Below are 26180 nucleotides of genomic sequence, written 5' to 3'. Positions count from 1 at the left end.
ACCGCTTCCATCTGTGACGTCCTCGCTTTCCGTGTTCCGCGTTCACGAGGCGGGGTTCCAGCCGTTGACCAGCCATTTGCCGTCGGCTCGGACGACGACGACCCGAACGGTCGCCGCGTCGGTGGGCACGTCCACGGTGATGTCCTCAGGCAGCGACGCATGGATCGCCGCCGGTCCGGTGATCCGGGTCGAGTCGACGTTCTGCGGGTCGACCGTGCGCAGCTGCGTCACCGCCTCCGGCGTCGACAGCGGCTCCAGCCCCGCGATCCACTGCGAGAGCTGGACTCCCTCCGCAGGGCGCAGCCACCGCTGCACCCACTGCACGGCCGTCGACGTCGCGGCGGACTGCTCGGCGACCGAGGGCGGCACGGTGGCCGGGTTCACCGGGACCAGGGATGTGCCGGGCGTGTCGGCCGGGCGGTGCTCGGCGGCGTCGCGCTCGGTGGCCGTGCACGCGGACGCGGCGGCGAGCGTCAGCACCGCGGCGGCGGCGCTGACCAGGGCACGGGCGGACAGCAGCATCAGGAGCCTCCCGGGGCTTGGGTGGGCAGGAACGTGACAGCGGACGGCATGAGCCCGACGTTGCGGATCCGGGAGATCTTCACCGGGACCCCGTCCTGCTGGGCCTCGACCATCTGCCCGTCGCCCAGGAACATCGCGACGTGGTGAATGGTGGCCGGGTCGTTCGTGTTGTAGGCCCAGAACAGCAGGTCGCCGCGGCGGGCCTGGGCGACCGGGACGCGAGCCCCGGCCGTGTACTGCTGGGCCGAGGTGCGGGGCAGCGTGATCCCTACCTGCTGGTAGGAGCGCAGCATCAACCCGGAGCAGTCGAAGAAGAAGGGACCGGTCGCGCCCCACTGGTACGGCTTGCCCTGCTGCGCCAGCGCGAAGCTGACAGCGGCCTCCATCCGGTTCGCGTCCAGCGCGGAGGGCCCGCACGCGCCGACCACGCCGCCGGGCGGCGCACCCGCCGCAGGCGGCACCGAGTCGCCGTTCTGCGCGATGACCGCGGCCGCGAACGCTTCCCACTTGTGGTAGCGCTCGGGGAATCCGCTGCGCTCGACCCGCTGGGCCGCGTCGCCGGTGCGCATCGACTGCCACCCCGGGACCGCGGCCAGCACCGAGTACCACTTGTTGACCTGGTAGGTGACGTCCCGCAGCTGCGCGGGGGTGCCCCAGCCCATGCTGGGACGCATCTGGAAAACGCCGATCGAATCACGGTCGCCGTCGGGGAGGTTGCGCAGCTCGGACTCGGTTTTTCCGGCCTGGATCGCCGACTGCCACGCCTGGGGCGGCAGTCCTCGCTGCTTGCCGATCCCGATGATCGACGCGACGATCGAGCGCTGGTCGGGGGTCAGCGCCGCGGCTGCGCCCTTCGGGTCGACGGGCGCGTACGACCCGCCGCCGCCGTCGCCGCAGCCCTGGCCCAGGGCGGGCTTGGGATCGTTGCCCGAGACCGCGAACAGCATCAGCGGCAGCATCAGCAGCAACGCGAAGAACCCGCCGGCGGCCCACTTCATCAGCGGCCCCCCGTCGAGGTCGCCGGGACGCCGGCAGCAGGGACGGCGTAGAGGTGCTCGGCGGTGCCGTCGCGCGCTACCAGGTACGCGGCGGTCCCCCACACCGCGCCCGGCGTCCCCGGGACGGTCGCGGCGGTCCCGGAAGCTCCGGCGGCCAGCGCCTGCTTGCTCGCCGGAGTCAAGCCTGCCGGGGTGGCCGCCACGGCCACGCCGTCCACGGTGCCGAACGCGACCTCGTCGCCGACGACGCTGGTCTGCCACCCGTTCGGCAGAGACGCGGTCTTCCCGAGGTCGAGATCCACGATCGAGGTGCCGTAGACACCCCAATGCCCGGAAGGAGCCGCCGGGACCAGGGCGGACGTCGCGCCGGTCGCGGCCTGCGCCTGCGGCACCGGCGTACTGGTCCACAGAGCGTCGCCGCCGGAGGAAGGGAAGGCCCTCAGCACGACCGTGCCCGACGGCGCGCCCGGCGGGGCGTAGGCGAGCACGACCGCCCGCTCGGTGGCCCCGGCGACAGCGGAGAACGTCATGCCTGCCGGTGCCTGCACCGGAATCGGGTTCCCCGCGACGCTGTCGGAGGTGATGCGCCACAGCTGCCCCGGCGCGGCCGCGGCCATCAGGGCGCCATCGGCGGTCGGGAACAACGGGGTCGCGCCCGAGGGCAGCACCCGCGCGACGAGGTTCTGGCCCTGGACCACCAGAACGTGCTGTCCGCCGTTGTCGTCGGTCACCATCGGACCGGTCGGAGTCACCCGTACACGAGCGCTGGAAGACGGAAGTTTCGCGGTCAGCAGGGACCGTCCGGTGGCCGGATCCCACGCCTGGATTTCCGAGGAGGACGCGGCCACGACCGCCGGCGCACCATTCACCCTGGTCACGGCAGGCCCGGTCTGCGCGGTTCCGTCGATCCCCGCCGACCACAGCCGGGCGCCGGTCGCAGCGCTGTAGGCCGACACCGAGTCCTTGCCGGGCGCGAACACCCTCAGCCCGTCGGCCGCGACCTGGGAGGTCGGGTTGGGGCCGTTGCCCTCGACAGGAGCCGACCACGTAGCGACCCGGGACCAGCCTGCCGGGCCGGCGACCGGAAGCTCGGTCGCCACCGGAGCCGGCGGCGCGGGGGCCGCGGTCTCCGACGGAGCCGGACGCTGCAGGATCAGCACGACCGCGACCAGGGCCACGGCCACGGTCAGCGCCAGGCCTGCGGCGGCGATCAGCACAGCACGGCGCGGTCGGCCCGTTTTCCGGGGCGACCGCAGGGCTGTCGCGTCGTAGGTCTGGCCGTCGTCGGTCACGACCATCTCCCACACCGCGCCGGACAGATCCTCGCCCTTGGCGCGGATCGCCCGCCCCGGACGCAGCGCAGCCTTGCGCGCAACCTCGCGGATCAGCTGTGCCCGCACGTCGGCGAGGTCGCTGGACACGGCCACGACCGTGCCGTCGACCAGCCCTCGCGCCGTGCCGTCGACGGCGCCCGGCTCGGGCTCCAACCGAATCCGCACCACCGGGTACACCGGCACCGTCGACGGGTCGAACCCCGCTTCACTCGGCCCGATGCCGCCGCCAGACGGGGTGTTCTGCCTGGTCGAACTCATGATCTCCTCCTCTCGCCGAATCGGCCCTGGTCAGTTGTTCGGGGGGACGGTCGGCGTGATGCTCCCCAGAACCCCATTGCCAGTGTAACATTATTAGCTGTGATTGTTAGTTCGCATTGTTAGGTAACTGGGGTTGCGACCGGCGATGAAAGAGAAGGCAGGATGATGGGCGACGACGTAACGCGGCGGCGACCAGGGATGCGACGGGTGACACTCGCGAGACTGCCGGGGTTCTCCCCCAGCCGACTGCGCGCCGCGCGTGAGCGGCGCGGCCTGTCGATCCTGGACTTGGCGGACCTGATCGGCATGACTCGCAGCTCGGTGCACAAGTGGGAGGCTGGCGACGTCGCTCCGGATCCGCGGCGTGCGAAAAAGGCCGCCGACGTCCTCGGCGTGCCGCTGCAGGCGCTGACTGACCTCGTTGACGACGAGATCGGGCTCGCCGAGCGGCGAGCCCTCAACGGGATGACCGCCCGCGATCTCAGTCGAGAGAGTGGGATCGACAGTGCAACCCTCAGCCACATCGAGAGCGGTCACCGGCGGCCCAGCGAACACCAGGCCGCCGCCCTCGCCGCGGTCCTCGGCCTCGGCCCGGCCGAACTGCAGGCGCTGTGGGAGCGCACCCGCGCACGACGGATGATCGAACTGCGGCGGCGTGCTGGCCTGGCTGACCAGCATCACGACGAGACGGGGCCGGCACAGGGCTGACCGGCGCACGACGGCGGCCATTACGAAACTCCCCTCCTTTGAACTCTCGCAGCGAGCGGTCGGCGTGCTGGCCTTCGTGCGCTCGCGGGCGTCGCTCAAACCGCAGCCGACGCCGATCTCGCACGGTCCGGCGCGTCGCCCAGGCCAGGAAGTTCGCGACAGTCTCCTCCGGTCGGCGCTAACTGGCTGCCGTGCGAGAGGTCGCCCGTGTCCTCCGGGCCACGCTCGGTGAGCATGGTTTGATCGTCAGGGTCGAACGGCTGGATCGCATGAGTATTCGTACGCGTTCCACCTGTGCGAATCGTCACGTATCCGCTGGTCAGCTCAGTGCACAGTGGACAGATGCTGGAATCCCCCCTGTGGATGCCGCACCGTTGCCCGGGCGCGCTGTCGTGCGAGGTCTGGCCGACGTCGCGCGGGAGGGAACTCGCCTCCTCGTCTGAACCCGCTCCTCCCCTGTGCTGGCTCCGGGCTTCTTCGCTGGTCGCCGGTGTCAGCCGGAGCCGCCCGAGCACCTGCTCGCCCGGGCGCATCGCCCACCGTGGGCGTTTGCTGTAGATGACACCGTACACAGTGAACTGTAAACATAAGCTGACCGAAGGTGTCAACTCTAGCTAACGCATGGTAAGAACATGGCGCACACTGGCAAACGCTGAACGGATGCTGGCCGAAGACCGACATCACGACCTCCCCTGGTCTGCGTGCGAAAGCGGTGCAGGAACCAGGAGGCGGTGAACCTGGAGGGAGCGGCTCATGCCGCACGAACGAGGTCCGCGCGTCCCCGAACGACAAGCCCTCGGTGCCGCGGTCGCCACCGAGGGTCGCGGTGCGCGCAGCTCGCCGACCCCGCCCGCGTCGCCGGCGCGGCGGCCGGTGATGATCGCAGCGGACCGCGAACTGTGGTCCGTGAGGAGGGCGCCCGCCGCGCATCCCAGCCTGCGGGCGGACCGACGAGCGGGTGCCGCACGTGAAGGAGCGCCGCAGTGACCGATGACCCTCCGACCAGCGGCTCCGCGGCCCCGCACCAGCCTAGCGAGACGTTCGCCGCGAAGCTGTCGCGCCTGATAGCGACGATCCACCCGCCTGACCGGAAGCCGTACTCCTACCGGGAACTCGCCGCCGGCATCGCGGACACGAGCAACGTGAAAGTGTCCGCCGGATACCTAAACCAGCTGGCCACAGGCCAGCGCGGGAGCCCCGGCTTCGACCTCGTGAGCGCGATCGCGGCGTTCTTCGGCGTGCCGGTGACGTACTTCGCCGACGACGAGGTGACCAGGAGGATCGATCAGCAGCTGGCCGACCTGCAGCGATACCGCGACAGCGACGCCCAGGCCATCGCCGAGCGGATCATGGGACTCGACGAGCGCGGCCGCGGCGCCGTCGACGCGCTGGTGGACTCGCTGGAGCAGTACGAGGCCCAGCCGCGGTCGACACGCAGACGCCGCAAACCCAGCTCTCCCGAAGCCTGAGGCATGCGATCATGGCCATGACGACCATGCCGGCCGCGTGGCCCGCGCCGTGGTGCCTGCGCCTGGCGTCGGTCGCCGCGGTGATGGGAGAGGGCACGGTGGACTGGTCGCAGCTGCGCGTGACCTGCGAGCGCGCCGTCGCCCAGCTCCAGCGCGACGTCGGGATCCCCGACCCGTGGGACATGAACGTCTTCCTTGACCGGCTGGAAGCCAGCCGCGGCCGCCCGATCGACCTCTGCGCGGTCGCGTGGACACCCGGGCAGAGCTCCGGTGCCTGGCGTGCCCGAGCCGACTACGACGTCATCGCCTACACCAGCAACACGACCTCGGTGCACCAGGACGCGATCATCCTGCACGAGGTGGGGCACATGATCCGCGAGCACCGCGGGCGCTGCATCCTCTCCGACGAAAAGGCCCAGCGCATCGGGCCGGAGTTGGCACCGGCGACGTTCGCGCACATGTTGAAGCGGACCACCTCGGCGCAGGAGGAGCACGAGGCCGAGCTCATCGCCCACCTCGTTCTCGCCCGCATCGCCCGGCAGCGGCCGCGGCGTCGCGGAGGCGAGTTCGCGCGCCGGGTCGAGGGTATCTTCGGCTGAACCAGCCCAAGATCCGGAGCAGACCATGGCAGCGACGCTGTTTTACCTGGTCGCGGTCATCGCGATCATCGCCGCGCTCGTGCGGGCCCGCCGCGTCCGCGCCAGCCCGAACAGCCTCGCGGCCGCCGCCTACGTCCTGCTCCTGGCAGCCCTCGCAGTGGTGTTCGCCGTCATGGCGACGCCCTCGCAGGCATGGGCGAACCGGTTCGTTCCCGACCTGTTCAAGCTGGTCGGCAACTGCGGGACACTGGTCTCGGCGTTCGCCGCCACCGTGCTGGTCGCCGCGGCCGAACGCCCCGACGTCCGGCCGGCCCGGCAGCTCGCGACACGCGGCACCGCTCTGGCCGCCGTCGTCGCGGTGCTGGTCGTGACGTTCTTCCTGCCGCACAGCGCGGTCTTGACCGGCAGTTTCGACGCTTACCTCGCGACCGACCCCGCCCTCGTCGTCTACACGATCGCCTACTCCGCCTATCTCGTGGTCACCGGTGCCGACTTCGCACTCCATTTGTGGCGGTTTTCGCGGCACTCCGACGGCCTCCTGCGCGCAGGTCTCCGAGTCCTCGCTGTCGGCGGCCTCGCCGGAATCGCTTACGCCGTCGCGAAAATCGCCGTCGTCGTGCACCACGTCGCCACCGGATCGCGCACCGGCGCGGGCGACGCCGGTGGCGTCTGCCACGAGGCGTTCAGCTCCCCCGCTTGCACGGTCGCCGTCGGCGCGCCCGCGCTCGCGGCCGCGCTTCTGCTGGCCGGCGTCCTGGTCACCGCCGGTGCCGCCCGCGCCGAGCACGCTCGCCGGATGCTGCGCTACCGCCGTGCGCTCCGCCTTCTCGAACCGCTGCACCGCCGTCTGCGGACGGCGCTGCCCGAGATCAGCCGCGGAGCCGATCCGCTTCCCCAATCCCAGGACGTGCCGCTCGCGCTCGCCCGCTCCGTCGTCGAGATCCGCGACGCGCTGCTGCTGCTCAGCCCCTACCGCAGCCCCGCCGTCGCCGACACCGCCCGGAGCCGCGCCACCGACGCCGGTCTCACCGGCACTGACCAGGTAATCGTCGTCGAAGCCGCACAGCTCGCGGCCGCGCTCGCCGCGCACGGCAACGGCGACGCACCGGCTGACGCGGGCGCGTCAGCGGCACGCGCTACCCCCGCCGACGGCGAGTTCGACACCGAACTCGACTGGCTCTGCAGCCTCGCCCGAGCCTTCGCGACGTCCCCGATCGTCACCGAATGGCGCGCCGACGGTAAGACCGTCTCATGACCACCCCGCCCCGCCCGGTCCTCGTCGACACCGACGGCGGCTTGGACGACGCGCTCGCGCTGCACTACCTCGCCCGCTGCCCCGACATCCGGCTGCTCGCCGTCGGCACGGTGCACGGCAACGTCACCGCGGCCGCAGCCGCCCGCAACGCCCTGCGGGCCCTGGAACTGGCCGGAGACCACTCCACACCCGTGGCGATCGGCTCCGCCGAACCGCTCGCGCAGGCGCTGCAGCTGCGCCACCCCGACGACCCGTTCGCCGCCCTCGCCGGGAAACCCGGCCGCGGCCCCTCTGACCAGGGCGCAGTCGAGCAAATGCTCGACCTCGCCCGCGCGTGCCCCGGCGAGGTCGAGCTGCTCGCCCTCGGCCCGATGACCAACCTCGCCCGCGCACTCGCCGCCGAACCGGACCTGCCCCGGCTGCTCCGCCGCGTCGTCGCCATGGCCGGAGCCTTCGACACCACCGGCAACATCACCCCGCACGCCGAGACCAACGTCCGCCTCGACCCCGACGCCGCCGACCAGGTCCTCGCTGCCGGGTTCGCGATAACCCTGGTCAGCCTCGACGTCACCCGCACCGTCGCCGCCGGCCGCGGATGGCTGCAGCAGCTCGCCGACGGTGCCGTCCCGCTGTGGGGCCCGGCCGCCGCGATGCTCCTGCAAGCACGCGACCAGGTGCCGAGCCTCCCCCTGCACGACCCGCTCGCGGCCGCGGTGCTCGTCGACGAGCACTTGGCCCTCGAACGCCGCACCGCCCCGGTCGCCGTCGTCCTCGACGACCGGCACGGGCACCGGGGCGCGACCCGCATCGCCACCGACGACCCGGGCAGGCCCGCGGTGGCGATCACCTCAGCCGTCGATCCCGACGCCGTCCTCGCCCGGCTCGCCGCCGGGCTCACCGCCTGACCCCGTCGGCCGCACCTTTCGCTCGTTCGGCCCTGTTGCACCGGCGGGATGCTGACCAGGCTGGAGAGTCCTCTCGTCGTGCGATCAAGGAGTGGTGACGGATGGCAGCCGAGGTCGATGACCTGGTGTTGGGAGTCGAGGAGCTGGCGGTGGTGCAGGACCGCACCGAGTTCCAGACCTCCGACGGAGCTCAGGGCGACGACGGAGAAAACCGCGACGGCTAAACGAACTCCAAACCGGGGGCTGCGCGGGGGCGAATGCCGTCGCACGGCCCCCGTTTCCTTGCCCAGCACCATTTCGCCTGTGAGGGACGGTTGATGGATCACCTGCTCGTGGACGGCGTCGAGAAGGCCCTGGGCTGGTCGGGGCCCGGCGGCCTGGGGAAGGTCTTCGCCCGCGGCCAGCTGCCCGACCGGGCGTTGTGCGCGCGGCTGCTCACCCCGCACCGGCTGCTGGACCTCACGATGCGGCGCAGCCTCTCCCCGCCGCAGTTCCGGTGCCTGCAAGGCGGCCGCGAGCTGCACCCGCGCGAGTACATCGCCGCCGCCCGCACGCGGCGCGGGCAGGCGATCCCGATGGTCGACATGGACCGGCTCGGCCGGCTGCTGGACTCCGGGGTGACGATGGTGCTGGACGCGACCGACACGTTCGACCCGACGATGGAGGTCGCGTGCCGCGCGCTGCAGTGGTGGTCGGGCGAGCTGGTACAGGTCAACACCTCCTGACCAGCAAGGACGCCGCCGGGTTCGAGCTGCACTGGGACGACCATGACGTCCTCGTCGTCCAGCTCGCCGGGGAGAAATCCTGGGAGGTGCGCGGCGCGTCCCGCCCGGTCCCGATGTTCCGCGACGCCGAACCGAACACCGAGCCCAGCGAACAGATCGTGTGGACGGGCACGATGGCGCCCGGGGACGTCATGCACATTCCCCGCGGCCACTGGCACCAGGCCACCCGCACCGACCGCGACGCCGAGGACGGGTCGGGATTCTCGCTGCACGTGACCTTCGGGATCGTCGCGCGCACCGGCGCGGACTGGGTCGCCTGGCTCGCCGACCAGGCCCGTGACCAGGAACTGTTCCGCCACGACCTCGCCCACCACGACGATCCCGAGGCCCAGTCCCTGGCGCTGTCCGGGGCGGTGGCCGGGCTGGCGCAAGCACGCCCGCCGGGCGAGTTCCTCGTCGGCCGCCGCCGCGCCCAGCGCCCAGCCCGGCACCTGTCGACCTTCGGCGCATTCGGGCCGCCGGAACGGGTGGTGTGCGTCGCCGAGTTCCCGCCCGAGATCGACACCGCCGACGACGGCACCGTGACCGTGGTCGCGGCCGGGCGGCGGATCCGGTTCGCGGCGAAGGCGCTGCCCGCGCTGCGGCCGCTCCTGTCGGGCAACCCCGCCGTGGTCGCGGACGTCGCGGCCGAGACCGGCCTCGACGCGGCCCGGATCGCCGAGAAGCTGATGCGGGAGAACATATGCGCGGAAGCCGGCCCCGAGTTGTCCTCGGGCTACACCGGTCTCGCCACGACCGGCTGATCCTCGAACACGCCCTCGCCGCCGGGGTGCGGGCGATCGACACCGCGTTCAACTACCGCGGGTTCGGCTCCCACCGCACCCTCGCCGCCGCCGCGGCGGACCTGCTCGCCGAGTTCGCGGTCTCCACCAAGGTCGGGTTCTTCCCCGGCCCCGCCGGTACACCCGTGCACAGCCTGGACCCGGTGCGGCTGCGCGACGCACTCGACGAGTCAGCCGCCACACTGGACCTCGTGCCGGAAACGGTGTTCTTGCACAACCCGGAACGCGCCCTGACCAGCACCGACCCGGCCGAGAACCTCGATCGGCTCGCCGCCGCGGCCGCCGTCCTCGCGCAGGCGAAGGCGGCCGGGCTCTGCCGGTCGTGGGGCGTCTCGACGTGGGACGCCCGGCCGTTGGCCGCCGCAGTAACGGACGCCGCGGCGGCCGCGCGCGTCCCGGCGCCGCAGGTGCTGATGACCCGCGCCGGGCTGCTGGTCGCCGCCGACGTCCTCGACGCCGCTGAGCACCTGGCCGGCCTCTACGGCCTCGACACCGGCGCGCGGTGGGGCATGAGCCCCTTCGGCGGCCAGGTCCAGCGCCCGGTGTGGAAGACGCTCGATCCGCGCGGATTCCTTGCCCCGCACCAGAACGCGACCGTCGCACAGGCGCTGCTGCGGGTCGCGTACGTCCTGCCGCCTGTCGGGCGGATGGCGGTCGGCACCGACGACCCCGCCCACCTCGACGAGCTGCTCGCTGCGGCCGAACTGGACGTCGACGAGCAGCGGATCGCGCGCTACCGGGAGCTGTTGCGCGCCCGGGCGGTCAGCGCCGCAGCTCGCTGAGCAGCCGCTCGGCCGCCGCGCGGGCCGGGTCCAGCAGCGGCCCGGAGTAGCCGGCCGGAGCGCCGACGATCCCGGCCGCGAACCACAACATCATCAGCTGCCCGTCGCGGCTGTCCAGATCGGCCCGGCGCAGGTCGCGGACCTGCTCGGCGAGACCGGGCACGGCCAGCGACGCCGACCACAGCATCGCCGCGTCCAGCCCGCGCGGGGCCAGACCCCAGTCCTCCCAGTCCAGGATCCAGCACTCCGGACCGGGCAGGTTCGCCCAGGTGAAATCGGCGTGCGCGGGCGCCCACGACCCGATCGCGGTGTCGATGCCCGGGCCGAACACCGCGGCGATCTCCCCGGCCACCCGGGCCTGCGTGACCGGAGCCGTGTGCAGGGTCGCCACCCGCGTCGTGTCCGCGGCCGCGAGGGCGTCGAGCGAGGCGTTCAGCCTCGCCCACCACGCCGCAGGCAGCCGCGGGTCGACCGCGAGGATGCCGCCCGGCTTGATCGGCGCGGCGGTGACCAGCTCCGTCTCGTCCGCCCGCCACATCAGCCCGGCCTCCGGCTCCGCCCAGGCGACGCTCGCGTGCCAGGCGGGTTTCGCGATCCCGGTCAGCAGCCCCGCGGCCTCCGGCCCGTTGAAGCCCTGACCAGCCATCTTCTCCGGCCGGCGCGTCTCGATCCGGACCCAGGTGCCGCGATCGGTGGCCGCGCCGACCGAACGGCGCTTGCGCACCTCGCCCTCCCGGTCCAGCCGCACGCCCAGGGCCTGCTCGATCCGGAGCAGGACGTCCTCGCGGGGGTGGGCACGCAAGTCCGGCGCGGCCGCGCCGGCGCGGCGTGTACCGGCAACCTCGACCGCGGACATCCTGTGCTCCTTCCGCCGACCCGTCCCGTGCTGGTCAACGGTAGTGGCCCGGCGGGCGAACCGGCGAACACGTGAGCTCGCGACGGGCGCAGGGGCCCGGGTGGTGCCGTCTCCCTCTTGGCGGTGTCCCGGGGCCTGCGGGCGCTGCCAGGATCGGCGGATGAACGACGACGTCGACCAGGCGCTGCTCCGGATCGCCGCCGCAGCCGTCGACGATCCCGGCCGCGCGAGCGAGCAGCTGACCGCGTGGTTCGGCACCAGCCCGAACCCGACCGGCGAGCGCAGACTCCGCGAGGCGCCGCAGGCGATACCCCGCGTGCTCGCCGACACGATGCGGCGCGGCGGACTGGACGACCGGAGCGGCGCCTTCTGGGCGCCGGACTTCACTGAGCCGGGAATCCCGGAGGAAGTGCAGGTCATCATCCGCGCGACGGCCCGTCACCTCAACGGCGACCCGGCGGTCGGCGACGACCTCGTGCGCGCCCACCTCGCCGTGCACGGCCTGCCCGGCGGCTGGAACCTCACGGTCGCCGGGCTGGAACTCCTCCGGGCCGAAATCGCCGAGCAGCGCGAGGACGGCCACCCTGCCCCGCCGGTGTCCGGCGCAAGGCATGACCAGCAGAAACACTCCTCGATCATGCCCGGACGCGACGAGGGACCCCGCCGCGGCGGGGCCCCTCGCTGACGGTGTTCGGCTACTGGGCGCGGCTCAGCAGCGGCACCGCCGGCGCAGCCTCGGCCTCGGCGACGACCAGCTTCGTGTCGCCCTTCGCGAGCTTCTTCATCAGGTCGCGTACTTCGATCGCGACCGGCTTCGGAAGGCCCAGCTTCGAGGCCAGCTGGGTACTCGCCGGAACCCCGCCGCCGTCCGCCACGATCGAGGGCGTCAGCGACCCGGCGGCCATGCCCTCGAAGCCGCGCAGCGCGTGCGGAAGCAGCGGCAGCGTCCGCTCGTCCAGGACCACCTCAGGCCGTGCTTCGCGCTCCGCCCGCAGCGCGTGCGCCTCCGCGCTGACCGTGTCCAGCGTCTTCTGCACGTCCTTGAGCCAGCTCCGCAGCCCTTCCTCGCGCTCGCGCTGCTCGTCGATCTCGCGGCGGGCGGCGTCGAGGTCGCTGACCAGCTGTTCGTGCGCGTGCAAGTCGTCGGTCAGCTTCAGCAGCGTCGTCGAGAGCTGCCCGGTGATGTGGTTGTAGGCCCACACCAGCATCCCCACCATGACCGGCGCGATCGCCGCCTTCGCCGCGAGCAGCAGCTCGCCGTGGGCGAGGTGCGTGCCGCTGTTGAGCGCCAGCGAAGCCGCGAGGATCGCGGCCTCCTGCAGGTACCGCGAGACCCGCCAGCCCCTGACCAGCGTTTTCCGCTGGCCCATCCCGGCCCGCGCGGTGGTCGCCGAGGTCAGCATCAGCAGCACCAGCGTCCCGCCGAGCGTGACGTCAAGCGCGTAGCTGATCCAGAACAGCGGATTGCCCAGCTCGTTGCCGGGAACGAGCTGCTGCTGGACGTTCACCCCGCTCCAGGCCAGCAGCAGGATAATCCCTGCGATGATCGCCTTCTTGGCGGTGACCAGGAGTTTCGCCGTCTCCGCGAGCTGCGCCGACTTGCTGGTCAGCTGCTCGGCGCGGTCACCCGCGCGCTGCTTCCAGCGCTGGATGTCCGCCTCTTCGTTCCGGCGGCGATCCTCCTCGGCCGCGTCCTTCTCCGCTCGCGACCGCTGCCGCTGTGCCTCTCGATCAAGCTGATCGATCGCCGCTTTGTCCTCGCGGACTCGATGCGCCAGCTGCAGCGCGCGCAGCTGCTTCTCCGCCGCGATCCGCGCGTCGATCTCGTCCAGATCAGGCGCCTCGAACAGGGCGTTGCTGTTGCTGAGCACCGCCTGCCGCTCCTCGGCGTCCGCCGCACGCTCGGCCAACGACAACGGCGGCCGTTCCGGCCGCTGAGCGGCCCGTCGGAAACCGAACCGGCCGTGGCGGCCCGTCTGCCGGTTTCCGCTGGTAGCCAAGGCCGTATCATCAACTACGGACATCATGGGTTCCAATCTGTCGTGTCCAGGCCCCGGCGGTGTTCGCGCACCTCCGGGGCCCACTTTCTATTCCGCTCGCTTCGCGCGTACCGGAGCGACCTGGGAGATCCGGGCCACCGATACGCCCCACGCCCTCGCGAGGTCGGCTGCCCGCACGCCGTGCCGGCGTGCTTCCTTGGCCGCGGCCGGCATGTCGGCCTGGATCACGGTCTCCAGCTCGTCGCGCCACTGCCGTAGTCGCGTGAGCCGATCCCAGCTGGTTTCGCCGGCCTCGGCCGGCCACCGCGCCGAGGCCGCGCGAACATCCGAGTCGCTCATCGCCGGCCTTCCCCGTCAGAAATTAAATCAACTTGATTTTAAAGCCCGTGAGGCGGTGACGCAACCGCGCCGCCGCTGGTCAGGATGCCTGCCTTGCAAGGCAGCGGTTCGGGCGGGCGTGCGCACTCGGGCCCGCACGCGGGTACGCGCCCGTACGCGCGCACGCGTGCGAGGGACATGCTAACCCTGCTCGGGGTCGGCGGCCGCCCACACCTCGGCGGGCAGCGCCACCCCGGCGCGCTGCTCGGCGTCGGCGAGCGCCGCGCCGAGCACGAGCGGGGGCGCTCCCTGCTCGCGCGCACGACGCACCGCGGCGACGAGGGTCTGCAGCCGCTCCGACTGCTTCCGCCATGCGGCGCTCCAGGACAGCGCAGCATCCGCAGCCGCTTTTCCGGCCTTCCCGCTGGCCGCGGGAGACGCCGGAGCGGCCGGGCCGGAGGGTTTACGTCCGGAGGAGCCGCTCGGGCCCGCAGCGGCTTTCTGAGCCCCTTTGCGCGGAGGTTCCGGCGGAGCCGGAGCGGCCGATGGTTGCGGCGCGCTCGGTCCCGGAGCAGCTCCGGACGCACCGGAGTCGTCCTGGCGTGAGCCGGTTTCGGTCGGCTGCACCGCCGGCTTCTTCTCCTCGTCGTCGGTCGGCGGCTCTGCCGGAGGGCGCGGGTGCCGCGGCGGAGGAAGCTCCCGCGGCCGCCGCCGCTGCTTCCGTTCCTGTCGGTTCTTGGCCATCTCCGAGACGCCGTCAGGTGCGTTTCCGCTGGTCATGCCGCGTCCTCCGTCGCCTGCAAGGCACGCAGCGCGGACTGGTGCGCCACCTTCGCGTACGCCGTGATCAACTCCTCGCGCGAGGCAGGCATCGTCCGCACCGAGCACACTGCGGTGCGGGCTTTCCGGCTGCGCAGCCACTTGACCTCAGGAATCGGCGACGACACCGGAATCTCGTAGGTCTTGGCGATCTGCGCGATCCGCTCCAGGTGCGGATCCGCCCAGACCTGGTAGACGATCTCGTTCGGCGCGATCATCAGGTTGTAGCCGTCGTGGTTCTCCGCGAACCCGTTCAGCGCCTCCATCTGCTTCAGGCCGAGCGTGGTCGGCGTCACCGTCAGGTGCGCGGCGGCCTTCGCACCGTCGGCGGGGGCGTTGCCGCCCGGGTGCGTGTCGACGACCACGGGCCGGTCCCAGTCGGCAGCCCACTGGATCAGCGCCTTGCACATCCGGTCCGCGCTCGGCTGGTTGGCCTCCAGCGTCGGACCGGCCGGCACCAGGTCCGGTTTCGACGCGCCGCCGCGGATCGGCCGCGGGGTCCGCCCCGAATCCAAGGCGTCCAGCAGCGGCGAGCGGTGACGCTGCTCGTGCAGCCACCCCAGCGCCCGAGACGCGCCCCCGTCGTCCCAGTCCAGGTCCACCAAGACCGCGTCCAGGCAGTAGGCCAGCTCGGTGGCGATGGTGGACTTCCCGACCCCGCCCTTGGCCGAGGCCACCACGATGATCACGCGCCGCAGATTGACGCGCGCCCACCAGCGCAGCTTGGCGATGAAGCGCAGAACCTCATCGCCGCTCAGGTCCGCCGGTAACTCGATCACCATCGTCACGGCCCACATACTGGCACACCCGCGAGCCCGCGGCCGGGAACACGCCCGAACCAGCGGACGCGTCCGAGTGCGGACAAGTGCGCCGGTCCACGCTCGGGCACGCGCTCCGGCTCGATCCCGGATCCGCGCCCCTGCGCGGAAGCGGGCGAGCGCTCCTGCCAGCGTGCGGGCCAGCGCGCGGGCAGTCGCGCGCACCCGCGTATATACCCGCGTGCGGGCTAAGACGCGAGCTCGCACGCGGGCGCGGACCAGTATGCGGGTGCGCGTGCACGCGCGTTCGGGCATGCGGACCCGTGCACGGACCAGCGCGAACGTTCCGCAAACCGTCGTCGAGAGCCGGAAATGATCACTCGGAAGTGGACGAATCTTGCTAGGCGAAATCCCGGCGCGCCTCCAGCGCTTCGGCTAGCAGGTTCGATAACTTCCGCACCGTGGAGCGCAAAAAGCCCGGTCGCCGCAGCAAAGGCGACCGTCGACAGGTGAACACGCGGCAGCCACGTGTCCTCGCCGAGGCGGCCGAGGCCGACGCTGCACGCTGCGGACTGACACTGACCGACTGGATCGGGATGCTGATCGCTGAACGAGTCGGCATGTCCTACGAACAGCAAGAGGGGTTGACCTTGAGCCCGTAAAAACACGAAACGCCCTGGTCATCGGAGCTGCCAACTCCTGCAGGGCGTTACCGCGTAACTACACGTACACCACGCCGGAACTCTTCTTCGTTGCTGGGGAGGGGCCCCGGGCTTTGTGGTGTCTTCAGTTAGGTCGAAGTCATCATAGCGCACGACTCTCGGCCTGGCGCCTCATCGCGCCCGCGCGACACGCGGACGAACGAAGAGGCCCAGGCCACACTTGTATCCAAAGCACGGCGGAAGCCGTGTTTCACCTGCGGAAATGCCGAGGCGAAGCTGCGGAAGAACTTGCCGCTGCGGTTCGTTTTGCCGTCGGCGTGCACGCTGTGCGGCTCGTGCTGGGCACAGTTCAAGGGGAAGCCGGACGCTGCGGAAATCGGCGCGGCGCCGACGGCCGCGGTGGAGGTCCGATCGGTCGGACCGGCGGAGTGGCAGCAGGTTCTGGGCGATCAGCCGTGGCGTGGCGAGCTGCGCCGCGACGCGCGCGGCAAGGTGGATGCCCTGGTCAGCGAGCTGTGCCGGTGGTCCGGGTGGGAGTCGGGGGAGACCTGGCCGACCTGGGACCGGCTGATGTCCGCCACCGGCTGGGCGCGCGCGACGCTGGCCGGATGGCTGCGGCAGCTGTGGATCCTGGGCTGGATCGACCGGATCGAGCCGGGCTCGACGCCGGCCACCAGGCCGATGGGCTCGCGCATCGAGGGCAACCGCGCCGCGGTCTACGGCCTGAGCGTCCCCGCCTATGCCGACGAGGCCGCCAAGCCCGCCCTGCAGCGCGAATACACCACCACTCTCGCCCAGCTGAAGGCAGCGATCGCGCAGGTCAAACAGCTTGGGCAGAAAAACTGGACCCCCACCGGGTCTTTAGACCCGGTGGAGTTGCGTTTAGAAGTTAACCACCTACGTACGCGCGCGAGGGAAATTTTCCACAGGCTCGGCGGCGGTTCCGGGGGCGGAAAAGACGAAATCGAGCCGCTTCGCGGCAGCTTTGACGAGAGCGGGCGGCGGCTTTGGGCGCGGACGGTCCCGACCACGCGGGCTGAGATGCTCGCCGCGGCCGCTGAGCTGCGCCGTCAGCACCCTGTGCTCGCCAGGTTGAGCGCGAAAGCCGTCCGCAGCGAGTGCCGGTCCTGGTGGCGGGCAGGTTGGTGCAATGACGGCCTGCTCCATGCCCTCCGGTCCAGGCCAGTCGGGTGGAGCGGCGTGAGCACCGCCCGATCCCACGGCGTGTACGCCGTTATACATCCGGCGGGGTGGGTGCGGTCCCGGCTCTCCATCTGGACCACCCAAACCGGAAATGGCCTGGTCAAACCGATGACGGACCCGACCCTGCGGCGGGAGGCCCGCCGGTTCGGCGTCGACCAGGCGGTCGCCGCGGTCGAGGAGCGGGCCGAGGCCGACCGGGCCGCCTACGGCCGGATCGGTGCCCGGCTGCTCGCCGACGTCCGCGCCGAGGCCGGGCGGTACTGGCAGCCCACACCCGGCCAGGCCGCCGCCGCGCTGACCGATCGGATCCGCCTCGACCGGCCCGCCGGGCAACCGACCGCCCGCGACCGCGCGGTCGCCGAGTTCGCCGCGCATGTCCAGGCGAAGCAGCTGCGGACGCGGCCGCGGCTCTCGCCGCTGCAGCAGCAGCTGCGCGACCGGGCGGCCGCCGTCGCCGAGGCTCGCGGCCGGGAGCGAACCGGCACGGGGTACCGCCCGCGCCGCGATCGGCACGGCCGTCGATGACCTTCGCCGGACAGCGCCCGGAACACTGGCATTCGCCCTGGTCAGGGCCGAGATGCGACGTACAGGGCGGTACGCTGGGAAACCCTGGCGGCCGAGAGCGAGGAGGCGACGTGAGCCCCACGACCCCGGCGACGACCGGCAGCCCGTCCGCCGACGCGGCAGCGGAAGCGACGAGCATCGCCGAGGCGCTGGTCAGCGGCCTGTCCGCGGCCTGGCGGGCGATCCAGGCCCGTCATCCCGACGTCCCGGACGTGGTCATCGCCCTCGGCACCGGGACCGACCGGCGCCGCACCCGCGCCAAGCTCGGGCACTTCGCCAGCCGCCAGTGGGTGCGCCCCGCCGTCCGCCGCGACGAACGCGGGCACGGCGGCGAGGACGGCCGGGCCGCAGCGGCGGGTGAGGAGGACATGTTCGTCCACGAACTGCTGGTCAGCGGCGAGGGACTGGCCCTCGGGCCGGTCGAGGCGCTGGGCACCCTCCTGCACGAGGCCGCCCACGCCCGCGCCGAGCACCGCGGCATCGCCGACACCAGCGACGGCGGCCGCTACCACAACCGTCGCTTCGCCGCGCTCGCCGAGGACATGGGCCTGCACGTCGCCGACGCCGGCCGCAGCGGCTGGGCCGCCACCTCCGTGCCGCCCGCGACCGCCGAGACCTACCGTGACCAGCTCGAACACCTGCGCACGGCGCTCACCGTCCACCGGCTCGAAGCCCCGCCCCGCCCGGCCGGCGCGGCCCCGGAAGGCCGGATGCTCGCCGCGGTGTGCGGGTGCCCGCAGCCGCGGCGGCTGCGCATCGCCCGCACGACCTTCGAGGCCGCCGGCATCGTCTGCACCGCCTGCCGCCAGGAATTCCGACTCGCCTGACCGCCCCCGGCTTGCCCCCGCCCCCGCCACCGCCACCCGACTACTCTCCGGTCCTGAGCCCAGCAAGCTCACCACCAGCACGACGAACATCGTCAAGCGGGTCACCGTCAGGCAGTTGACCTGAAAACCTGACGGCGAGCCGATCGGCGACACACAAGTTCACAGCACGCGGTCACCGCAACGCCAGACCTCCCCGGTAGCGGGCGGACCACGTCGCCGCACCTCTTCGAGGCCCTCTCTGCCAGCCGAGCAGCGGGGGCCTTTTTCGCGCCCAAATTCTCTGTTTAAACAGTAAAAAAATCATTGCATTGCATTGCTGATATGAAATGAAACGCTATGCAATGCAATGAGTTCGTGGTACGCTGAGCGACATGAGCGAACAGCCCGTGAACGACCAGGCCGACGACGGCGCGCAGTCCGGAGCGGACGGCGGCGCTGCGCCGACCGGGACGTGCCCGTTCCCGACCGGCCCGGACAACGACCCCGAACTGACGTTGTGCGGCCGCCCGTCGGAGCCCCGCAAGCCGGGCAAGCCCGGCGCGGACCCGCAGTACTGCGACAACCCGGCGCACACGGGCCTGAAGGCACACCGCCGGCGCAAGAAGGCGGAGCGGGCCCGGGAGAACGGCGGGGTCGCGGTCATCGCGCCGGACGTGCTCGTGCTGGACCCGAACCGGGAGGTCACCGACAGCGCCACCGCGATGCCCGTGGTCCGGACCCGCTGGAACCAGGCCCTCGACGAGCGCGAGGCGTTCCTCGAACGCAACAACGGCGAGCTGGCCCAGATCCTCGACCACGCCGCCGAGTTGGCCGAGGTCATGGACGACCCGGACAAGGCCAGCGGCGAGATCAAGCACATCCGTACCCAGGCCGACGCCGCCATCAGCACCGCCAACACCCGGGCCGAGAAGGCCGAACGCGCCGCCCGCAAAGCACGCGAGGAAGCCGACGCCGCGGCAGCGGTCCGGGACGAAGCCGTCGACGAACTCGAAGCGCTGGAGACGGAGACCGAGCGGAAGCTGGGCGAGGCCCGCGCCGAGGTCGAGGCCGCGAAGAAAGACGCGGCTGACCAGGTCAAAGCCGCCGGAGACGGCGCGGCCGAGGCCGTGAAGCGAGCCGAGCAGCAGCGGGACGACGCGCTGCAGAAGCGCCAGGAGGAACACGACCGTCTGGTCGGCGAGATCCGCAAGGACGCGGCTGACCAGGTCACAGCCGCCAAGACCGACGCCGACAACCGCATCACGGCCGCGAAGGCCGACGCGGACAAGAAGGTCAAGGCGGCCCAAGCCGACGCGGCCGACGCCCGCAGCGCCGCGGACGAGGCGCGCAAGGAACTGGAGCGGGTTCGCCAGGCCGCCGTCAATGACGCCGCGGCCGCCGAGGCCGCACAAGGCGAAGCCGAGCGGCTGCGCAAGGAGCTGACCGCGCTCAACACCCGGTTCGACGAGGCGCAGCAGCGCCACGATCACCAGCTCACCGCCGCCCGCGACGACGCGGCGAAGGCTCACGCCCAGATCAACACCCTGGTCGAACGGCACGAACAGGAGCGACAGCGGATCAGCGCCGAGCACCAGAACCAGCGGACCCAGGACCGCAGCCAGTGGGAGAAGGCGCAGGAGGACGTCAACCAGGCCCACCGCGCCGAGGTCGAGGCCCTGGCCGGCCGGATCCGCGATCTCGAAGCCGCCGTGACCAGCGCACAAGAAGCGCCGGCCGCCGAGAAAAGCGCCCGGAAGGGGCCGGCCAAGTGAGCCGGCCGGGATCGCCCCGCTGCCGGGTCCTCCGGGCTGCGACGGCACGCGGCGCCACGACCCCGGGGCGGCGTGAACCATGCCGCGCCTGATGTCGGTCGCCTACACCGAGGACGCGGTGCGTCGCCGCGCGAAGACCGTGACGCGCCGCAAGGGCTGGGACTACCTGCGCCCCGGTGAGCGGATCACGCTGTGCCGCAAGGTGATGGGCCGGAAAACGGGCGAGCCGCTGGTGCGGATCGTCGACGTCGAAGTCGTCGATGTCCGCCGTGAACCCCTCCGGGACATCACCGCCGAGGACGTCGCCCGCGAAGGCTTCCCCGAGCTGTCCCCGGCCGAGTTCGTCGACCGGTTCTTCGTGCGGGCGCAAGGGATCGCGCCGGACGAGGTCGTGACCCGGATCGAATGGCGCTACCTCGACGCGGACGCCGCCCAGCTGGCGTTCGACGTGGCGCCGGCCGCGGAAGGACGCTGACGATGGGGCGGCAACCGCAGCCCGGCACCGTGCAGGTGAGGCGGCGCCTGCGGGCGATCCTCGCCGGCGCCGACGAGCCGATGTCGACGCCCGACGTGCTGGTGGCCATGTCCCGCCGCGCGGGCTGCAGCAGCCCGGAGACGAAGCCCGTCTGCCGGTTCGCCGGCGACCCGCGCGGGTCGTGCGCGGCCTGGTGCTGGCACCAGGCGGTGTACCCGCAGCTGCGCGCGTTGGCGAAACTCGGCCTGGTGCAACGCATCCGGGTCCCCGACCACCGATGCGTGTACTGGCAGCGCGTCGACAACGAGACCGACGAGGCCATGAACGAACTGCTCGACCAGGACGCCGGGGAAGCCGCCGGGACCGGCCCCGCCGCACCAGCGCCGAGATCAGGTGCGCCAGCTCTACCGCGAACGCGCGCACCTGATCTCGGCGCTGGTGCGGCGGGCGGTCCTGGACCCCGGACGGGAGGCCGTGATCGCCTACAACGACCCGGACGAGCCCCGCCTGCCCGTGCTCTACGCCGACACCGAAGCCGGACAGGTCAGCTGGCACATCAACCCCGATGACCTGCCGCTGTTCGCCGCGGTGCCGGTCGTCGCCCCCGGCGACCCCCGCGCCCGATGGGACGGCCACGACAAACAGACCGCGCTCACGCGCCTGCGCACCCTGGCCACCGGGCAGTCCCGCGGCCCCGATGCCGCTCCCGGGCAGGTCGGGCGACGGTGACCCCGCCGGGGGGTGCGGGCGAAGCGTGCGACGTGTTCGCACGACTCACGACCTCTCCTCCGCCGCTATGGCGTCTGCCGGCGTTCCTGCGGACGCCTCCTCCTCCTCCTCCTCCTCCTCCTCCTCCTCTGACCAGGAAGGATCCCACCGTGAAGCTTTACGGGCGGATCCGCTGGTCCCCTGGACGGGCCGCTATGCGCCGTCCTCAAGCTCATCCGGTGCTCACTTGCTCTGCATTCGCCGTGCGAGGCGGGCCAGCGTCGTCTTCGACAGCTCAACCTCAAGGGGACGGTGTTCCGGCAGGTACTTCAACTGGCTCGGGTTGATCCGCAGCACGAGTTCGATGTGTTCGCCGTGCTCGTCGTCGGAGATGTCGGCGGATGCGATCTCGCCCGAGACCGCATCCGAGTGGCCGACGATGTTGAACCCCAGCGCACCGTGTTCCTTTTCCAGCGCCGCGAGCAGGGCATCCGACCAGCCGTCAGCCGCGTGCATCACGACGTCGATCGTGGCGCTGCGGCGGCTGGCGTCCTCAGCGCGGATCGCGGCTAGTGCGGTAGCCCAGGTCTCGCCCGTCTCGTTCATGCGCGCGACGACGCGCTTGTCTCGGGCCACGAACGTTCCTCCGGTGATGGTGCGAGCACGGTTGTGGTGGTTGCGGTGGTTCATGATGCCGTCCCCGACGACCAGCTGCTCGGCCTGCTCGTTCCCGCCGTGCCCACCATCGTGGGCACGGCGTCGCCCCCGAACGCAGGCTGAACCGTGTTCGCGCTGGTCACGGATCCTTACGTTCCCGACGAGGAACCGCAGAACTCACGGGATGTCGCACAGCGGGCGAAGCCGTCGACCGGCGCGGTGGCCGGTGTGGGTCGAGCGTGGGTCAAGCGTGGGTCGAGGCGTTTGCGGTCGTGCTCGTTTCTGGTCACGGTGTCGGTCATGACGACCGCGAAGACCGTGATCCACGCCGAACTGCACCGCGTCGTGCTGGACGAAGTGCACATGAGAGCGAAGCGGGAAGAGGAGCCGGGCCTGCCGCCCCGGGAGCTGACTCCCGAGCTGTGGGTGATCTTCCGAGACCACCGCTCTGACATCGAGGGCAAAAACCACCAGCTCCCCGCCATGATCGGGCTCGTCCTGGCCGACGCGCGCGTCTCCGGGTACGGAGACGCCTCGGTGGCCTGGACTCTCACCGGCGTCCCGCCGGAAGGGAGCACCCTCGCCCAGGAACTCGACAAGCTCGGCGTCACGCTGCACGCACAGTGGCCGACCGTCTGGCGGTGACCACCGCGCAGGAGACCGCGCGGCTGCGGTTCGCCGAGGCATGGAACGGGCAGCCAGCGGCACCGGCTGGCCGCGCCGCAGGCCGTCCGCGCCGGGCTCTTCCGGTGATGCCCTGAACAGACACGCCTTCCCTGCTTTTAGCCCAGGTTTGACCAGCGAACATAGCTTGACGCGTACGCGTCAAAATCGGTAGACTTGAGGCTCACCGAGAGAAGGAGCGGACATGGCGAGGACGGCAAGCGAGCTGGCGGACGACCTGACGCAGAACCTGATCGCGTCGGTCGAGGGCCTCGGCGAACAGATCCGGACGAGCGCGGTGTCCGAGACCCGCGAGCTTCTCGCCCAGGGCCTGGAGGACCAGTTCCTGCAGCCGGGCAACCGCGCGCAGTTCGGCGGCAACACGCCGGACGAGCTGATCATGCTGTTCCTCGGCGAGACCGAGCTGTCCAAGATCCCGCGCCTGCACAACGCGCTCGTCCGGTTCGAGGAAGACGGCGGGGTGTCCGAAGACTTCCGCGCCGCGCTCCTGTTCGCCGTCCAGCTGATCCGCGACGAGACCTACGAATTCTGACCGCGCCGGCGGGGACCCCCGTCGGTCCCCGCCGGTCACGGAAGCCGTTGCAGGAGAAGGAAACCATGATGAATCTGACCGAGAACCTGATGCCGCTGGGCGAGCCGGTGCGGACCGTCGAAGGCCAGGCGTTGTGCCGGACCTGCGGGAGCCGCAACACGACGTTGCGGGTGTTCGAGCCGGTCGAGGTCGAGCCGGGCGAGTTTGACGAGGTGGTCCTCATCGACTGCCACGACTGCCGGTGCCAGACCCCGTGAGCGCGTCGAGCGCTGCGGAAACCACGTCGAGGAAAGGAATCAGGATGGGCAAGCAGGAGCAGCAGCGGGACGAGATCGCCGGAGCGGTCGGGAAGCTTTTCCCCGCGGACGCGGCGCGGGCGGTCGTGAAGGCCGAGGCGTTCGGGGCGCTGGTGTACCGGGTGGGTCAGCGGATGGACCTGTACGGCATCAGCGCGGCCGACGTGCTGGGCGAGGTTGACGAGGGAGACCGGGAGTTCGCGGGCCAGGCCGACGTCCCGGCGGCGTTCCTGGCCCGCAAGGTCGCGGACCTGCCCAGCCGCGCCGAGGGGACCGCGGCCGTGCCGCAGACGGCGGTGACCAGCGGGAACGTCCGGAGCGGGCTGGCGGATGTCGTCGGGGCCGCGATGGCGTTCAGCGATGCGGTGGCGCGAGTCGGGGCCGAGTCGTTCGGCGATCAGGCGTCCGTGCTGGAGCGGGCCGAGCTGGCCTGGGTGATCGACCGGCTGGACGACACGCGCGGTGCGGTGGCCGAGTGCCTGGGCGAGCTGGCCACCAGCGTGGCCGCGAGCGTGGAGGCGGACGGGGACGGCTTCGACTTCGAGGCCACCGTGGAGCGTCTGCAGGCCGTGGGCGACGGCCTGTACGCCTCGATGCAGGAGATCGATCCGGACGGCAAGCGCCACGACGTCGACGGGCTGCCGAGGGCCACGGCCAGCTAGCGCGGAGCTGAGGAGGACGGGGCAGCTGATATCTGCCCCGTCCTGCCGGACAGCCTACGGGCGCCCGGCAGGCGGGACCCACCGCCGCAGACTCCGCACCCCCGAGACCAGCGCGAACACCGAGCATCGAAGGAGCAGCAGGACAATGGCAGGAGACACGATCATCCTGCGCACCGACCTCCGCGACCACCGGCCGCTGCCCGACGACAGCGAGCTGGCCCAGTCCGTCGCGGTGCTGGCCCGCGCTCACCAGGACGCGATCTGGGACCGGCAGCAGATGGTCAACCGTCTGCGTTCCCACCTGCGTGAGTACTTCCCCGGCGCGCTGGTCGCGTTCCAGGGCTCCGGCACCCTCGGCCTGGACTCCGCCCACGCGCGCGTGGTGCTGGCCGCGGCACCCACCCCCGCTTCGGCCGCCCGCCTCAGCCGCGCCCGGCTGCGCGCCCTGCTCAACCGCGCCGGCCGCCTGCGCCGCGACCTCGACACCGAGATCGACCGGCTGCACGCCGCGTTCCGGGCGGATCACCTGCGCCAGCTGCCCCAAGTCGAGAACGCGATGGGACGCCAGGCCGCCGCGCTGATCCAGCAACTCGACGCTGCCTGCCGCAGCGTCGCCGAACTGGCCGCCGCGACCGAGGAAGTCTTCCTGACCCACCCCGACGCAGAGATCATCACCAGCTTTCCCGGACTGTCGACGTCATCAGGGGCGCGCGTGCTCGCCGAGATCGGCGACGACCGGTCCCGGTTCGCCGATGCCAAGGCGCTCAAGGCTTACGCCGGCTCCGCACCCGTGACCCGGGCATCCGGACGAAGCCACGTCGTCGTCGCCCGCACGGTGAAGAACCAGCGCCTGGCGGCCACCGGCTACATGTGGTCCTTCGCCGCCCTGCGCTCTTCCGAGCCCCGCCAGCACTACGACCGTCGACGAACCGCAGGCGAACGGCACACCGCCGCGCTGCGCAACCTCTTCAACAAACTCCTGGGATGCCTTTTCCACTGCCTGCAACACCACACGGCCTACGACCCCGGCCGCGCGTTCCCCAGCCCGGGACCAGTCACGCAAGCAGCCTGACACCCCCGAAATTGACCTGGAACCACATGAGATGTCTGACCAGCCGAGACCCAGGAGGCGGAAATGGGCGACTGGATGCCCGCGTGCGGCAGCTGCGGCGCGCCGATGATCGGCGGCGCCGACGGCGACGACTGCGTCATGTGCCGGCAGGCGAACGCCGAGCCGGAAGACTGACCGAATGCGGCGGCATATGCGACACGGTCGCATATGCACGACCCGCGCCTAGAATCGAACGCGTGAGCGATGGCTTTGCCGCCGCGTGGGCGACCTGGGACACGGCGCGGGGCGAGGGACAGTGCCCGGTCCGGCCGGGCCGGGTCACCGGCGACGATCGGCCGGCGCGGTGCCTCAGCGGGCACGATCTCGCGCTCGCCGGCTTCTCGCTCGGGTACAACCACACCTACCGCGCCAGCACCGTGACCTGCGGCGTCTGCGAGGCATTGCGGCTACCTCGCGCATCCTGGGCGCTGCTCGACCCGGCCGCGGCGAACCAGGCGACGGCCGGCGCGGACGTCGACGGGCTGGCGCTGGTGGTCACGCCGCCGCCGAGGCCGGCCGGAGTCGGGACCATCGAGCTGCGCACCCGCACCGAGTCCCGCGGCCGCGTCGAGCTGCTGCTGTGCGGGCCATGCCGCCGCGCCGTCGCCGTCGCCCTGGACGTCCCGCCCGAGCACCGGCGGACCGGCGTGGGCACAGTGCTGGTCGAGGCCGCGCGAGCGCGCGCAGCCGGGTACGGCTGGACGACCGTCCCTCGAGGAGACGATCCCGCCGTGCGGGCGTTCTGGTGCCGGGTGCCGGTGCTCGGCCCGGACCGCCCGCAGCCCTGCTCGCACATGATCACTGCGGGCTGGTCGCACCCGGACATGGCGGAGGCCGGGTGGTGATCGGCTGATCCGCTGGAAATCCCCGCGGGCACCCGACACGTCCACCTGCCGGGTG

At 71.8% G+C, this 26180-nt stretch carries 31 protein-coding genes; 22 read left to right on the top strand and 9 right to left on the bottom strand.

Going from position 1 to position 26180, the window contains the following annotated elements; translation table 11 throughout:
* Nucleotides 1–42: 42 nt before the first annotated feature.
* The 3 genes from DMP23_RS47685 to DMP23_RS47675 are packed head-to-tail and all read right to left on the bottom strand — an operon-like array spanning nt 43 to nt 3112.
* On the bottom strand, nt 43–522 hold the full coding sequence (locus DMP23_RS47685) for a hypothetical protein (RefSeq protein ID WP_337825290.1): 480 nt from the start codon (nt 520–522) through the stop codon (nt 43–45).
* Nucleotides 522–1520, bottom strand: coding sequence for a C40 family peptidase (locus DMP23_RS47680; protein ID WP_337825289.1), 999 nt, complete (start codon nt 1518–1520; stop codon nt 522–524). The genes DMP23_RS47685 and DMP23_RS47680 overlap by 1 nt, the downstream gene beginning before the upstream one ends.
* Nucleotides 1520–3112: an outer membrane protein assembly factor BamB family protein gene (locus tag DMP23_RS47675; protein ID WP_337825288.1), complete on the bottom strand. Its 1593-nt coding sequence runs from the start codon at nt 3110–3112 to the stop codon at nt 1520–1522. Before DMP23_RS47675 ends, DMP23_RS47680 begins: the two co-directional genes overlap by 1 nt.
* A 207-nt stretch (nt 3113–3319) precedes the next feature.
* On the opposite strand from DMP23_RS47675, the gene DMP23_RS47670 reads away from it, so the two are divergent.
* From DMP23_RS47670 to DMP23_RS47630, 9 genes are all read left to right on the top strand, one after another.
* On the top strand, nt 3320–3820 hold the full coding sequence (locus tag DMP23_RS47670) for a helix-turn-helix domain-containing protein (RefSeq protein ID WP_337825287.1): 501 nt from the start codon (nt 3320–3322) through the stop codon (nt 3818–3820).
* 983 nt (nt 3821–4803) lie between these two features.
* Complete coding sequence (locus DMP23_RS47665; RefSeq protein WP_337825286.1) at nt 4804–5289, top strand: helix-turn-helix transcriptional regulator; 486 nt, start codon at nt 4804–4806, stop codon at nt 5287–5289.
* A gap of 17 nt (nt 5290–5306) precedes the next feature.
* Nucleotides 5307–5888: a hypothetical protein gene (locus tag DMP23_RS47660; RefSeq protein WP_337825285.1), complete on the top strand. Its 582-nt coding sequence runs from the start codon at nt 5307–5309 to the stop codon at nt 5886–5888.
* 25 nt (nt 5889–5913) lie between these two features.
* A complete protein-coding gene (locus tag DMP23_RS47655; protein ID WP_337825284.1) occupies nt 5914–7143 on the top strand; it encodes an MAB_1171c family putative transporter in 1230 nt (409 codons plus the stop codon).
* Nucleotides 7140–8048: a nucleoside hydrolase gene (locus tag DMP23_RS47650; RefSeq protein ID WP_337825283.1), complete on the top strand. Its 909-nt coding sequence runs from the start codon at nt 7140–7142 to the stop codon at nt 8046–8048. The genes DMP23_RS47655 and DMP23_RS47650 overlap by 4 nt, the downstream gene beginning before the upstream one ends.
* A 101-nt stretch (nt 8049–8149) precedes the next feature.
* Nucleotides 8150–8272: a hypothetical protein gene (locus tag DMP23_RS47645; protein ID WP_337825282.1), complete on the top strand. Its 123-nt coding sequence runs from the start codon at nt 8150–8152 to the stop codon at nt 8270–8272.
* Nucleotides 8273–8365: 93 nt separating this feature from the next.
* A complete protein-coding gene (locus DMP23_RS47640; RefSeq protein ID WP_337825281.1) occupies nt 8366–8773 on the top strand; it encodes a hypothetical protein in 408 nt (135 codons plus the stop codon).
* Nucleotides 8719–9576 (top strand): JmjC domain-containing protein, encoded by an 858-nt coding sequence (locus tag DMP23_RS47635; protein ID WP_337825280.1) that lies wholly within the window; start codon nt 8719–8721, stop codon nt 9574–9576. Before DMP23_RS47640 ends, DMP23_RS47635 begins: the two co-directional genes overlap by 55 nt.
* On the top strand, nt 9516–10397 hold the full coding sequence (locus DMP23_RS47630; protein ID WP_337825279.1) for an aldo/keto reductase: 882 nt from the start codon (nt 9516–9518) through the stop codon (nt 10395–10397). The genes DMP23_RS47635 and DMP23_RS47630 overlap by 61 nt, the downstream gene beginning before the upstream one ends.
* Here the strand turns inward: DMP23_RS47630 and DMP23_RS47625 are convergent.
* Nucleotides 10378–11253, bottom strand: a complete 876-nt coding sequence (locus DMP23_RS47625; RefSeq protein ID WP_337825278.1) for a hypothetical protein — start codon at nt 11251–11253, stop codon at nt 10378–10380. The two genes, DMP23_RS47630 and DMP23_RS47625, sit on opposite strands and share 20 nt — an antisense overlap.
* A 160-nt stretch (nt 11254–11413) precedes the next feature.
* Between DMP23_RS47625 and DMP23_RS47620 the strand changes: the two genes are divergently transcribed.
* Complete coding sequence (locus DMP23_RS47620) at nt 11414–11938, top strand: hypothetical protein (RefSeq protein ID WP_337825277.1); 525 nt, start codon at nt 11414–11416, stop codon at nt 11936–11938.
* A gap of 10 nt (nt 11939–11948) precedes the next feature.
* Here DMP23_RS47620 and DMP23_RS47615 read toward each other — a convergent pair whose 3' ends face one another.
* From DMP23_RS47615 to DMP23_RS47600, 4 genes are all read right to left on the bottom strand, one after another.
* Nucleotides 11949–13253 carry a hypothetical protein gene (locus DMP23_RS47615; protein WP_337825276.1) on the bottom strand — a complete coding sequence of 435 codons (1305 nt, stop codon included), beginning with the start codon at nt 13251–13253 and terminating at the stop codon, nt 11949–11951.
* A gap of 87 nt (nt 13254–13340) precedes the next feature.
* Complete coding sequence (locus DMP23_RS47610) at nt 13341–13592, bottom strand: hypothetical protein (protein ID WP_337825275.1); 252 nt, start codon at nt 13590–13592, stop codon at nt 13341–13343.
* Nucleotides 13593–13772: 180 nt separating this feature from the next.
* On the bottom strand, nt 13773–14351 hold the full coding sequence (locus DMP23_RS47605; protein WP_337825274.1) for a hypothetical protein: 579 nt from the start codon (nt 14349–14351) through the stop codon (nt 13773–13775).
* On the bottom strand, nt 14348–15172 hold the full coding sequence (locus DMP23_RS47600) for a ParA family protein (RefSeq protein ID WP_337825312.1): 825 nt from the start codon (nt 15170–15172) through the stop codon (nt 14348–14350). The genes DMP23_RS47605 and DMP23_RS47600 overlap by 4 nt, the downstream gene beginning before the upstream one ends.
* Before the next feature lie 437 nt (nt 15173–15609).
* Here DMP23_RS47600 and DMP23_RS47595 point away from each other — a divergent pair, with 437 nt between their 5' ends.
* The 6 genes from DMP23_RS47595 to DMP23_RS47570 all read left to right on the top strand — a co-directional run bounded on the left by DMP23_RS47595 (nt 15610) and on the right by DMP23_RS47570 (nt 21359).
* A complete protein-coding gene (locus DMP23_RS47595) occupies nt 15610–15810 on the top strand; it encodes a hypothetical protein (RefSeq protein WP_337825273.1) in 201 nt (66 codons plus the stop codon).
* 288 nt (nt 15811–16098) lie between these two features.
* Nucleotides 16099–17538, top strand: a complete 1440-nt coding sequence (locus tag DMP23_RS47590; RefSeq protein ID WP_337825272.1) for a hypothetical protein — start codon at nt 16099–16101, stop codon at nt 17536–17538.
* Nucleotides 17539–17648: 110 nt separating this feature from the next.
* Nucleotides 17649–18404 carry a hypothetical protein gene (locus tag DMP23_RS47585; protein WP_337825271.1) on the top strand — a complete coding sequence of 252 codons (756 nt, stop codon included), beginning with the start codon at nt 17649–17651 and terminating at the stop codon, nt 18402–18404.
* A gap of 371 nt (nt 18405–18775) precedes the next feature.
* Entirely contained in the window at nt 18776–20155 is a 1380-nt protein-coding gene (locus DMP23_RS47580; RefSeq protein WP_337825270.1) for a hypothetical protein, read from the top strand.
* Nucleotides 20156–20234: 79 nt separating this feature from the next.
* Complete coding sequence (locus tag DMP23_RS47575) at nt 20235–20630, top strand: hypothetical protein (protein ID WP_337825269.1); 396 nt, start codon at nt 20235–20237, stop codon at nt 20628–20630.
* Between the two features lie 393 nt (nt 20631–21023).
* A complete protein-coding gene (locus tag DMP23_RS47570; protein WP_337825268.1) occupies nt 21024–21359 on the top strand; it encodes a WDGH domain-containing protein in 336 nt (111 codons plus the stop codon).
* A gap of 222 nt (nt 21360–21581) precedes the next feature.
* Here DMP23_RS47570 and DMP23_RS47565 read toward each other — a convergent pair whose 3' ends face one another.
* Nucleotides 21582–22028, bottom strand: coding sequence for a hypothetical protein (locus DMP23_RS47565; protein WP_337825267.1), 447 nt, complete (start codon nt 22026–22028; stop codon nt 21582–21584).
* A gap of 267 nt (nt 22029–22295) precedes the next feature.
* Between DMP23_RS47565 and DMP23_RS47560 the strand changes: the two genes are divergently transcribed.
* From DMP23_RS47560 to DMP23_RS47535, 6 genes are all read left to right on the top strand, one after another.
* A complete protein-coding gene (locus tag DMP23_RS47560; RefSeq protein WP_337825266.1) occupies nt 22296–22640 on the top strand; it encodes a hypothetical protein in 345 nt (114 codons plus the stop codon).
* A 223-nt stretch (nt 22641–22863) separates the two neighbouring features.
* Complete coding sequence (locus DMP23_RS47555; RefSeq protein ID WP_337825265.1) at nt 22864–23211, top strand: hypothetical protein; 348 nt, start codon at nt 22864–22866, stop codon at nt 23209–23211.
* A gap of 68 nt (nt 23212–23279) precedes the next feature.
* Entirely contained in the window at nt 23280–23468 is a 189-nt protein-coding gene (locus tag DMP23_RS47550) for a hypothetical protein (RefSeq protein ID WP_337825264.1), read from the top strand.
* 44 nt (nt 23469–23512) lie between these two features.
* Nucleotides 23513–24169, top strand: a complete 657-nt coding sequence (locus DMP23_RS47545; RefSeq protein ID WP_337825263.1) for a hypothetical protein — start codon at nt 23513–23515, stop codon at nt 24167–24169.
* Nucleotides 24170–24314: 145 nt separating this feature from the next.
* A complete protein-coding gene (locus DMP23_RS47540) occupies nt 24315–25241 on the top strand; it encodes a transposase (protein ID WP_443111388.1) in 927 nt (308 codons plus the stop codon).
* A gap of 236 nt (nt 25242–25477) precedes the next feature.
* The gene (locus tag DMP23_RS47535) at nt 25478–26125 is read left to right on the top strand and encodes a hypothetical protein (RefSeq protein WP_337825262.1); all 648 of its coding nucleotides are present in this window, start codon (nt 25478–25480) and stop codon (nt 26123–26125) included.
* Nucleotides 26126–26180: the final 55 nt, after the last annotated feature.

It is taken from the genome of Amycolatopsis sp. A1MSW2902, from assembly GCF_017312175.1.
GTDB lineage: Bacteria > Actinomycetota > Actinomycetes > Mycobacteriales > Pseudonocardiaceae > Amycolatopsis > Amycolatopsis nivea.
The sequence above is the reverse complement of the archived record's forward strand: the minus strand, read 5'-3'. Positions and strand labels throughout refer to the sequence as shown.